The organism is Gemmiger formicilis (assembly GCF_016901605.1).
GTDB lineage: Bacteria > Bacillota > Clostridia > Oscillospirales > Ruminococcaceae > Gemmiger > Gemmiger formicilis_B.
The window spans coordinates 1-9,118 of record NZ_JACJKP010000119.1 but is presented as its reverse complement, the minus strand read 5'-3'; the positions used below and the strand labels follow the sequence as shown (position 1 = coordinate 9,118).

The 9,118-nt window shown below is 55.5% G+C and carries 4 protein-coding genes; all 4 read right to left on the bottom strand.

Annotated elements, in window-relative coordinates:
• The coding region (locus H6B10_RS09840; RefSeq protein WP_204651446.1) for a sortase at positions 1 to 454 on the bottom strand (454 nt) is incomplete at its 3' end.
• The gene (locus tag H6B10_RS09835; RefSeq protein ID WP_204651445.1) at positions 447 to 1,322 is read right to left on the bottom strand and encodes a class C sortase; all 876 of its coding nucleotides are present in this window, start codon (positions 1,320 to 1,322) and stop codon (positions 447 to 449) included. The genes H6B10_RS09835 and H6B10_RS09840, both read right to left, overlap by 8 nt.
• Positions 1,323 to 1,412: 90 nt before the next feature.
• Entirely contained in the window at positions 1,413 to 3,086 is a 1,674-nt protein-coding gene (locus H6B10_RS09830; RefSeq protein ID WP_204651444.1) for a SpaH/EbpB family LPXTG-anchored major pilin, read from the bottom strand.
• 40 nt (positions 3,087 to 3,126) lie between these two features.
• Positions 3,127 to 9,054 (bottom strand): SpaA isopeptide-forming pilin-related protein, encoded by a 5,928-nt coding sequence (locus H6B10_RS09825; RefSeq protein ID WP_204651443.1) that lies wholly within the window; start codon positions 9,052 to 9,054, stop codon positions 3,127 to 3,129.
• Positions 9,055 to 9,118: the final 64 nt, after the last annotated feature.

Below are 9,118 nucleotides of genomic sequence, written 5' to 3'. Positions count from 1 at the left end.
GTACGCAGTTGGTGTTTTCACCGCCGATGGGGTATGAGGTCTGGGTCAGGTGTGCAGCGCCCTGTTTCAGGTGTTCTTCATTGGCACCCAGTACAATAGGCAGTTCCAGATCCAGGGCGGGGATCTGCACAAACCCGATAATGTCGTCCTGTAAGCCATATTCCGCCAAAGACACCCCCGGTTCCTCATAGGAGAAGGGGTCGCGCAGATCAGCCTGGTTGGTTTCGTACAGGGTCTGGTTGCGGCGCTGCAGTTCCCGGTACAGCTGGTCCAGCAGGGAATTGCTCTCCTTTGCAGCGGGCGTGACCTGGCTGGAAAAGCGGGTGTGTTGTTCTGTTACCTGGCGGCTGTATTGCCAGGCCGTCCAGTGGGGGTACAGCAGTACGGCAGCTCCAATCCCCAGCAGGGCAAAGGCCACAACCAACAGCCCGTAGGGGCGGTGTGGATTATGCATGGTGGTTTTCTCCTTTGGCAGTACTGTGCAGCAAACGATACCCCAGCAGTACGGCAATGAAAAGATATAAAAGCCCGATGCCGAACAAAATACCGATCAGGAAGTAACGGGTGGTGGTTTCGCCCCCCAACAGGTGGGCTGCCGTTGCTTGCGTGGATTGCTCTGCTTCCGGTACGTAGGGGATGCGGGTGCCACGCACCAGCATGCGATGGGTGTTTATGCCATAGGGGGTGCAGGTCACCAGCGTTACGTAGTCCTGCCCGGGTTCCGCCACCAGGGTTTCCAGTTCCTGGGGTTCTACCGTCAGGGTCTGATCCACCTGGTAGGCCAGGGTGGCATCCAGTACATGCAGGTAAAACTGGTCCCCGGGTTCCAGTTCGTCCAGCCGGGTGAACAGTTCGGCGCTGGGCAGGCCGCGATGACCGGTCAGTACCGCATGACGGTATTCGCCGCCAATAGGCAGCGAGGTGGATTCTATGTGTCCTACGCCTTTTTCCAGCGTTTCGGCGTCGGTGCCGTGGTAGATGGGCAGGTCCACCCCGATCTTGGGGATGGTGATGCGGCCCATCACGCCGTCAATGTTCAGCACGTCCAGGTAGTTGTCCGGTAAGGCATAGCCGCTGCCGGGCACAAAGGGGTCGTGGACGGGGTCCCCGGCCAGATTTTCGTTGTATTCTTCGGCCTTGGCCCATTCTTCGGCCAGCAGGGCATCATCCTGGGCGGCGACGGTCTCTTCGTAGGTCTGCACCACCCGGCTCTGGTTTTTCTGGTTCAGATAGTTGCTGATGGCCGGGTAACAGAACACAGCCGCACCGCCCACAAACAACGCCAGGGCGGCGGCAACGGGGGCAATGGAACGTAACTGCATGGGTTTCCTTTCCTGAACAAAGAGGGCCGGGGCCTGGAGCCCCGGCCCTTGTGCGGCAGCATCAAAAAAACTGCCGGCACGAAAAAGCGGTTATTCTGCGCGGTTGCGGCGGCGCAGATAGAGCAGCAGCAATACCAGGCCGCCGCCCATCAATACAATGCCGATGGCGGTGAACAGTACGGTGCCCATACCGCCGGTAGAGGGCAGCGTGAAGCCTTTGGAGTTTACAACGTCAAGTTCGTAGTAGCCGTCGGCGCCGTCGGTACCAGCGTCACCAGAGGTGCCATCATCCACCAGGCCGTTGGGGGCGGCATCAGTAATGGTGATTACCACAGGATTGGTCAGCTTTACATAGCCGCCGGGGGCTTTTGTTTCGGTCAGATAGTAGGTGCCCACATCCAGGCCGGAGAGGGTCAGTTTGCCGCTGGAATCAACTTCAATTTCAGTATCCCCACTCGCTGTTTTGAGGTAGGTACCGTTGGAACCCTCAAAATGGATGGGGGCGCTCCCGTCAGATTTTTCGGACAGCGTAAACTTGGCGCCGGACAAAGGTTTGTTTTCTTTATCCACCTTGTTTACCATGATGCCGTAGCTGTACACGGTAGCGGTGGCGGTTTTGGTTTGCCAAGTGGCGGTGGTGTTGTACGGATCGTTGTTGTAATCCAGATAAGCGGTATTGGTATTTGCGGAATCGTCGCTATTTTCCAGAATGTTGATGTTTTCATTTGCCGTAGCGGTGTAGGTTACCTTGATTTTGGTGTGGCCGCTTTCTGCCAACGTGGTAATATCTTGGAACGTTACAGCAAAGCTGGCAGCCGTCACGTCTTCATCCGTGGTAACGCCAGTGGGGCGCTGTGCGTTAGAGGACGTAAGAGTGTAATCAGTGGTATCGTTCAATTCAGTGGTCTGCGAGTGTTCATCTCCTGCATAAACTTTCACACTTGTGGAAGTCAAGGTCATACCGGCGGGCAACACGTCGCTGATTTGATAATGTTTATGCAAGGCGTTTTCCGGGTAGTAGGGCAAATCCGCTACCAGCGTGTAGGTCACTGTATCGCCGATAGCAACTTGCGTGTCAGAGACAGTCTTGGTCAGTGCAGGTTCACTGGATTTCAGTTCAACATTAGCAGTTTCCAGCACCCACTCCCATGCCTCAGGGGATTCACTTGTCTTTTTCCATTCAGGCACCAGGTTCACGGCAGAGGGGCGGTACACCTTCATACCGCCTTCGATGAGCACCAGATAGTTGCCCATGTCCAAACCAGTGATACTACCGCTAGCTCCCGTGTCACCGACACCGTTAACAGTAGCGCTGCCTGCCTCGTTAGCGAAAAGATTTTGGCTCCGAATCTCCGCCGCCAGTTCATCATAGAAAGCGGCAATCTCTGCAGCCTTAGTGCCATTTTCATCAGTCGTGGGAACAGAAAAATTCTCTGTGACGGAATTATCACTTGCATTAATATAGGTCTTATATGTTTCGTTTGTGTTGGTCTTCAGCCACTGGGCTACCTCGGTCACCCAGGTATACACGGGTTCTTCAGGCTGCTGGTTGGGAACATTAAAGTTTACCGTCATCAGCCGGTATACATTTACCGTCACAATGGTGTCCACAGGCTCTTCAATTCCAGTCACCTGGATCGTGCCCTTCTGATCTGCGACGATATTGTACGTCGTTGCCTCATCCGCCCACACAGGCAGGGCCAGGCAGAATGTCAGCGCCAGGGTCAGGCATAGGGCTGCCCAACGGTGCAGTTTTTTCTTCATACGTCAGATTCTCTCCTTTTTGCTGTGCTTGTGTTTTGCGTTACTTCTTTGCAGTCTTTTTGCGTTTGTTTTGCAGTTGTTTGCCCATTAGAAGCAGACCCGCACCCATCATAAGTACGCCCAGGGCGGAAGCCAGCGGAACGCCGGGACCACCGGAACTGGGCATGGTCAGGGGTTTACGGTTGGTCAGCTTCAAAACGTTGCCGTCCTCCAAAAAGGCGGGCGGATTGTTGATGCCCACAAGTTTTGTGGCGCCATCCACTTGCAAGGTGACCTGCCACTGCCCGGCCGGCAATGCATAACCACCCGGCGCTTTGGTTTCTACCAATCGGTAGGTGCCTGCTGCAAGATCCTGGAATGTAACCACGCCATCGGCGCCACTCACAACATCATCTGTGGTGACCTTATTCCAGCAGGGAGAAGGGGATTCCGGGTCCAGCAGTTCTGTGTGCGTGTGGTTTGTGTCGCCGCAGACCAGCGCATACAGGGCAAAGCGAGCGCCTGCAAGGGATTTTTGGTTGTCTTCCGCCGCTACCTTTGTAAAGGTGAAGGGCAGGGGCTTGCTGTTTTGTACCGTAATCTTGACAGTATCATTCAGATGCTCCGCGCCCAGCGTGATGTCGGTGGGGGTCAGGGATGCCCGATAGCCTTCAGGTGCCCGCGTTTCGGTCAGACGGTAACGACCGGGCCGCAACTCCGTAAAGGTGTAAGTGCCGTTGCTGTCGGTGGTGCCGGTTTGTGCTGACCACGCCGTATCCACGATCCATTCACCCTCTGCCGTCTGCATTAGACGCTGCAGCAGGAACTCAGCGCCCGAAAGCAATTTGTTGGCATTTTGGGCGTCCTGTTTGATGACCTGGATTTTGGCGGTTTTCAGAGCGTTTTCTACTGTTAGGGCAGCAGCCTGACCCAGAGTTACCGGCAGGCTGTAGGCGGGTTCGTAGGTGTCCTGGCTTTTTATGGCTACCCATTGGGCGTCCTTGTTCTGCACCTGCACTTCCTGCAGGCAGTAATAATAAGGCTTGGATTCTTCACCAACCATGCCCGAAGCAGACAGGCCTTTCAGGGAATAACTCCAATCGGGGGCACGTAATTCGATAAAGGCCTCCGGGTCAGCCTGCCCGGTTTCGTTCACGGTTTCCCAGGTGGCGTTGGCCGTGGGATTTTCGGGGTCATAATCCAACGAGCGCCGCAACCGTACCCGCACGGCATTGGGCCGGGTATCGTCCCGGTTCTGGTTGTCCAGCCAGTTTTTTTGCAGGGTCAGCCCGGTGGGAATGTTGTGGGCCTGGTAAGTGACGATCAGATAATCATCATCGTTGGTTCCGCCGTCTACCTGGGTGTATTCCACCCGGTAGCTGGCAAGGTCCCCTTCGCCCACACCAAGTTCTACAATGCGGTATTCGTACAGGTAAACCTCTTGGGCATTGCCGGGATCGGTACCCTTTGAGGGCAAAACATGCTCGGACTGTGCTGTGCTCCAGTTGCCGTTTTCGTCCGGGCGCAAAACAATTTCTTTGAGCTCGTCGCCGAAAAAGTCACTGGTCACATTTTCCCAGTCGGTATCGCTCTGGCTGCCCGCCTTGCGGCGTTGTACCTGAATATGGATTTCCTTTACATTGGTCGGCGGGTCACCCTGCCATACCTTCTCGATCTTCATATAGAAAGGTTCGTTTTGGTTGGTGAAGGTATAAAGGGGGTAATCCTTTTCTGTCTGGGTTTCTCCCAGCAGGTAGGTATTGTCCTGGATATATGCCTTGCTGTAGTCCGGGGCGCCTTCGGTAGTGGCAGCAACTCCTTTTACAGGGGAAATGGTGTCGCTGTCACCGCCGGTGGCTTCCAGGCCAACCAGCGTTGCGCCGTTGGCGGGGCGTTCCCGGATGATATACCGGGTGCCTGCAGGCACGCCTTCCATCACGAACTCACCGCGACCGGTGTTGCCGTCGGTGGTGATCTGGACGACCTGGTGGATGTAATGGTCGCCCACGCCGTCCACCATGGGCTGGGTGGGCAGGAACTGTTCCAGCCCGCGTCCGCCCACGTTGGTGTAGTAGATATCGAAGGTATACACACCCACCGGGTAACGGCCTCCGGCTTCCATCGTGGTGTCCAACTGCTTTTGGATGGTGAAATTGCCGGTGCGCATCTTGTTGTGGAAGATTACTTCCAGGTCAACGGGAAGATTTTCGTTGTTGTCCGGGTAGCGATAGCTGCGGTAGACAAAGCCGAGCTTCTCGGTGCCGCTGGGGCGGGGTGTATTGGATACACTCCGGCCGTCATAGGGAGTCACTCCGGATCGGTTTTCCAAAGGATTTTCTCCAAAAGTAAAGCCCCAGTCCGGGTTGGCAATGGTGGAAACATTGGGCCGATCAGGCAGCAGCGAATTGAAACTGACAGGCTGGCCGCTTTCACGGATGCTCCAGCTGGTTTCAAACAGATTGGTATCCACATTTTCTTCCAGCAGCAGGTAGCTGCCCACACGGAACTTATCGGTGAATACCGCGGTCTGGCCGTTGGCCAGGCTCAAGCTGCCGTTCTGTACCACGCTGGCTACGCTCTCGGTGACATTGCCGCCTTCGCCGGTAGTCTGGCGGGTGTACCAGGCGCCATTGGCGGGTTGATAGTCGTTGGCAGCTATGGAACCATAGTCCGAGATCTGGTCGTCCCCCACCGAGAAGCCGGTGGACAGTACCAGGTTCCATTGGGTACCGAAAGAGGCCCGGTACAGCCGGTAGTGGCCGGTATCTTCCGAACCGGCGCCGGTTCCCTTTTGCAGACCAATGCGCACAGCGGTTACTTTTGTGCGGTCAAAGGCCGGGTCAGCAGCGATCAGCGAGTTCAAGTCAATGCGTATCAGGGATTGTGCATTGGGCAAAAACAGGTTGGCTTCGCCCAGGTAACCTACCGTGCGGGCCGAAGCAGTGACGGTCTTGCCGGATTGGTCTTGCAGCTGGATATAGAGCTCCGCGCCGCGGTTGTCTGCGGTGGCGTTGTACAGTTCCAGTTCCAGGAAGGCGTACTTGTCCAGAGCAATGGTTCCGCTTTGCGGAGTCAGCGTCAACAGCTGATTTTTGGCGGGCTGCTGGCCGCTGTCCCAGCCGTTGGGTTGGGTGATGTACAGGTACTTGCCGGTGGTGTCGGTTTGCACCGCTACTGTACCGCCATCCGATGCATTCGGGGTAGAAATACTGTCTGCGCCCGGTTCATAATACACAGGTGTCTCAGTTTTTACATATCCGGCGGAATCCTCCACTGCCAGGGGCTGGCCGCTGGTGGCCATGGTATCCAAGTGGATCTCAAAGGAACCCAGATTGTCCATGGCGTCAGAAAACAGGGGATTGACGTTGCTTTCGTCCACTGTTTTGGTAACCCGCAGCTGATTCTGTTGGGGAAAGTTGAAGGTCAACTTCAGGTTGGAAGCGTACAACCCGCGCTCAAAATACAGCATGGTCAGGGTGTGGGTACCGTCAGCGGTATCCGTCAGATGGAAAGTGCCTTGTTTGTCAAGCACACCCGGGCCCTCGGTAGAACCCGGTGTGTCGTTGGCATCCAGGTTCCGCAGGATCTTCCATTCCTTGGATTTGAAATTGATGGTGCCACGCACTGCGTCGTGGATACCGCCCATGTCCAGTACCAGCTGGCCGTCGATGAAGATCCAGCAGTCATCGTCACCCTGGAATTCAAAGATGACGTCCTTCATTTTTTCGGCTTCGCCGGGGGCGGCCATGTTTACCTGTCCGCCTTCCGGTACGGTAAAGGTCAGATCTACACGTTGGCCGAACATATAATTCAACTCGGTTTCGTATATGCCCGTGCCGTCCGGAGTGGCATCGTTGAAGGGAAGGTAACTTTTTCTGCTGACATCGGCGACCGGGTCATACATGATAACCGGATCGGTAGTGTCGTCCAGGTAGTAACTCCCGTCCGGGTCCTGTTTCAGGCGCAGACCGTCCTTGCTGCTGTCAAACTGCCAGTAGCCATAGTATTCATCGTTGGAATCCGTAACCTGGTGGAAGGGAAACCGCAAATCTTTGTAGGCGTTGCCCAGCGTTACATTCATGCTGTTGTCGCCGCGCAGGAAGGATTCGCTGAAATAGGGAACCGTAAGCCCCTGAATGGTGGCGTCGCCGTCACTGTTCAGCCGCTGGTCCAGCAGTCCGGTGCGGGCACCGGTGTCTGCTGTCCATTGGTTGGCGTGATTTGTGAAATTATACAGGTGATCTGCGTACTGCTTGCCATAGTTGCTGTACGCGCCGGTTAACAGGCTCCCCCAGCCTCCTTCCACCATGGAACCGCCGCCGCCGAAATACAGGGGCTGTGCCTGATTAACAGAGGTATCTTTCTGGTCAAAGTATTCTGAAACAGCCAGGTTCCACAACAGACCCTGGGTGCCCCACAGATTTGGAAGATCCCGTGAGGAGTCGTATTGGCTCAAATAGGTGTTCTTTGTGCTGGACTCGCCGGATTGCTCCCACATAGAATAGTAATCGTACAGCGAGGTGGTTGCGTAGTAAACATCGTTCTGGTTGACAAAACCACTGCCCTGGGGCACGTCCATACTGGCATCGCCCAGGCTGTACTGCTGGACCAGGGAGCCCCAGCCGCCGTTGAGTACATGGTGGTCGTGGCTTTCCAGGGTGACATCGTCTTTTGCCTCACCATAGGAGCTTTCGTCCAGGTACCGGTAACCAAAGAAACAGGGGTAGCTGTAGGCTGTGCTGATCTCTAACGGAGGAGAAAACCAGAAGTTGCCGCCCTTTCCGTTGTCGGCGCCGGCATCCAATGCACCGCGGAACATTACATGGGTATAGGTGGCAGGCACACCCTCAAAAGCCCACACATTGTTGGGAATGGCGTGACCCTCTACACGTTCGGCAGGGTCCAGAGCTTCCATGTTCAGCCAGCCTCTGGCCCAGTTCTCATAGCCTTCTGCGTATGCCTGGTGGTCTTTGGCCCAGGTGGCATCAGAGGCTTCCTGGCCGCTCACCCAAGTGTAGGAGCCATCTTCTTTTTTTGTGCCGAACAGTACCTGTATTTTTCCAAAGGCGGTGACGGCATTGTTGAAGTAGACCCGGGTGGTGTCTGGGTCTGCGGGTTCGGCACCGTAATTGCCCCATACCTCGCCGGTATCTTCCCACAGATAGTCCAGCATCAGGCAGTCAAAGCCGCTGCGGGGTACATAGGTGAACAGGAAGGTGTGCGTTCCGGCGTGGGAACTGCCCGCCTCAATAACATAGGTCAGCGTAAATACTGTGTTTTCCGACAAATTGTTTTGCCCGGTGGGCATACGGAAATAGAAAACGCCTTCGGTGTTGGTGCGTGAACTCAGCAGGAAACCATAGTTCTGGTCGTATTGGTAGTCCAGGTAGCTGGTGGGCATGCCGTCCCAACGCAGGTACAGGTTGCCGATCTTCTGTTCTCCGGTGGCACCGTAGTCCTTGGTATCAAAATACACCATTTGACCATGGATGCTGGCATCAGCATTGGAAGGATGGGCGTTCCAATAGGAATCTTCTACATCCGTATTATAGTAATAGGTATCCATGGTGCCGGCGATATAACCAAAATAACCGGGAGTGCCCCAGGTTTCCGGCATCTGGGATGCATGCTTCAGGTCACGGAAGTTGTAGTGCCGGTTAAAGGGATCTTTGTAGCCGCTTTGCCGGGTCAGGTTGAAAGCGACCTCCTCGTACAAATAACCGCTGGTATTGGTGGAGGAACTCTCGGTAATCTCCTGCGGAAAGGGGACCACGTACACGCCGTCCCGTACCTCATACATGGTACGGCCGATGTACTGCTTGCCATTGGTCCAGTTGGGGCTGTCTGTGCCGTCGTGAGGCAGTTGGATGAACCGTGCCTCCACTGTCACAATGGGGTCGGTTTCATCCCCCTTCAGCTTATGTAAGTTGACAAAATACAGCTGGTCGCCTGGCTGCGGGTTACCGGGTTGCGGGTTTGCCAGGGTCATGAGTGCCGTATCGGAATCATTGCCGGGAGCCGGCCCCCAATAACTGGGAGAGTCGCCGCTGTCA